The following is a 2,276-nucleotide window of genomic DNA, read 5'->3' as shown; positions in this document are numbered from 1 at the left end:
GCCACGGCCATCGCCCAGGAAGCCCTCGCCACCGGCAAGGGCGTCGCGGAACTAGTCCTCGAACACGGCCTGCTCACCGACGAGCAGCTCACCGAACTCCTCAGCCCGCACCGCCTGGCCAACCTCACCCAATAGCCTCCGCAGACCGACGACCCCGCCCGACCAGGGAGCAAGGGGCACGCCGTCGTGCCCAAAATCCCGACCGACTACAGAGAAAACGGAACTCGATGACGAGGACCGTTCCAGCACCGGGCCACCAACCCGGCCTCTACCCAAGGACTGACTATGAAAAACAAATCAACGATGTGGATCCTGGCAGCGCTCCTGTTCGGAATCCTCAGCGGTCTGCTCTTCCACTGGCTGCTGCCGGTGGACACACGCGAATCCGTCGTGGCGGTCCTCGACACCGTGACGCACATGTTCCTGAACCTCATCAAAATGATCATTGCCCCTCTGATCTTCGCCACCCTCGTCTCCGGCATTGCAGGAGCAGCCAAATCCGCCGGGGTGGGCAAGCTCTTTGGCCGCTCAATGATCTGGTTCCTGACCGCCTCCGTCCTGGTGGGCGCGTTCGGCTTCATCACGGCCCATGTACTCAACGTCGGTGACGGGCTCCACCTGATGCCGGGAGGCGACGCGGGGATGGAAACGAAGCCCCTCGATTACCAGGCGTTCATCACCCACATCATCCCCACGAGCGTCTTCGCCGCACTGACCGAAAACAACCCCCTTCAGATCCTCGTATTCGGCGCCCTCTTCGGCATCGCCCTGCTGAACCTCCGGAAGAAGGGCCGCTCCTCCATAGCCGATGCCATCGACGAACTGATGGGCGTCATGCTGAAGGTCACCGGGTATGTGATGCTGGCGGCACCCGTCGGCGTTTTCGCCGGCATCRCAGCGGCCTTCACCTCCCAAGGTCTCGATGCGTTTGCCACCTACGCGTCGTTCATCGGCGGGTTCTATGTGTCTCTCTCGGCCCTGTGGGTCATCATGGTCGGCGTCRCCGTCGCCTTCCTCGGACGGGCCGCCTTCCGACTGGTACGGATAGTGCGCGAACCCATGGTCATCGCGTTCGCCACCTCCAGCAGTGAAGCCGCCCTGCCCAAGCTCATTGAAGGCCTGACCAAGTTCGGCATCGAGAAGCGCACCACCGGTTTCGTGCTGCCCCTGGGTTACTCGTTCAACGTGGACGGTTCCATGATGTACATGACCTTCGCGTCGGTCTTCCTGATCAACGCCTACGGCATCGACATGGACCTTGGCCAGCAGATCGCGATGACCGCAATGCTCCTGCTCAGCAGCAAGGGCATGGCCGGCGTTCCACGCGGGTCACTCGTCGTCGTAGCCGCCGTGGTCCCTGCCTTCGGCATCCCGGCCGCCGGAATTGGTGTCCTGCTGGTGATCGACCAACTCCTGGACATGGGACGCACCGCCACCAACATCTTGGGAAATGCCATCGCCACCGCGGTCATCGGCCGGAACCACGACAAGTCCACGTCCCTCCTCGAAGCGTCACGCCCGGAAGCCTCCCAGGATGCGCAGGTCACTGAAGACAGCAGGGAGTTTGAGCGTGTTCCGATGCACTGACCGGATCCCGCTCGGCCAAATTTTCAAACCTGCGAACCTACCCTCACACCGGATGAAAGGCCATGGCCAATGACCGCTGACTTTGACCTCCAGAGCCCGACGGACGTGCACCGCATTCAGCGGACGAAAAGAGCGAGAAACACTCCGATCAGATCAAAAATCATCGACTACCTGGCAAGCCATGGGGCAAGCAAAGTAGCTGACATCAGCGACGGAATCGCGTCCTCGCGCGGCGCAGTCAGATACCATCTGGCAGCGCTGGAGAGCGCTTCGATCGTCCGTTCCAACATTTCCCCCGGTTCCAGGAGTCGTTTCACGCCCTTCTACGGTCTCGCCCCTGGAAAAACGGAGCCCGCCTCCTAGCCGGACAGCGCTGACTGCAACTCTTGCGGACGACGGCGGGACCTCCCGCCGTCGTCCGCCGTGTCCTTACGGCCGGAATCTCATGTCCTCGCCCCCAACCAACCTCGCAGTCTGGGCGGGCGCCACGTCCTGGGCGAACACCCGGACGCCCCCGGCGAAGACTGGCACCTTCCCAACGACCCGAAACCCGCAGCACCAAGAACTGGTTGACGCTATATACCGCCAAGCCGGACAGCAGCACACCAAGCTTCGCTCCGTCCCGGCACTGCTCCTGCTCGCCATGGCACTTCGCTCCGTCCCGGCACTGCTCCTGCTCGCCATGGCAC

General features: G+C 62.6%; 4 protein-coding genes. All 4 read left to right on the top strand.

Annotation, left to right across the window (positions count from 1 at the left end; genetic code table 11):
• Positions 1-135: hypothetical protein (locus AC1DHX_RS20630; protein WP_476900454.1), on the top strand; the 135-nt coding region annotated here is incomplete at its 5' end.
• 150 nt (positions 136-285) lie between these two features.
• On the top strand, positions 286-1,587 hold the full coding sequence (locus tag AC1DHX_RS20625; RefSeq protein WP_476900453.1) for a dicarboxylate/amino acid:cation symporter: 1,302 nt from the start codon (positions 286-288) through the stop codon (positions 1,585-1,587).
• A gap of 69 nt (positions 1,588-1,656) precedes the next feature.
• Positions 1,657-1,950 (top strand): winged helix-turn-helix domain-containing protein, encoded by a 294-nt coding sequence (locus AC1DHX_RS20620; RefSeq protein ID WP_476860506.1) that lies wholly within the window; start codon positions 1,657-1,659, stop codon positions 1,948-1,950.
• Between the two features lie 82 nt (positions 1,951-2,032).
• A partial coding sequence (locus tag AC1DHX_RS20615) for a hypothetical protein (RefSeq protein WP_476900452.1) occupies positions 2,033-2,276 on the top strand: 244 nt, incomplete at its 3' end.

It is taken from the genome of Arthrobacter sp. 05N33_2 (genome assembly GCF_056397425.1).
The sequence above is the reverse complement of the archived record's forward strand: the minus strand, read 5'-3'. Positions and strand labels throughout refer to the sequence as shown.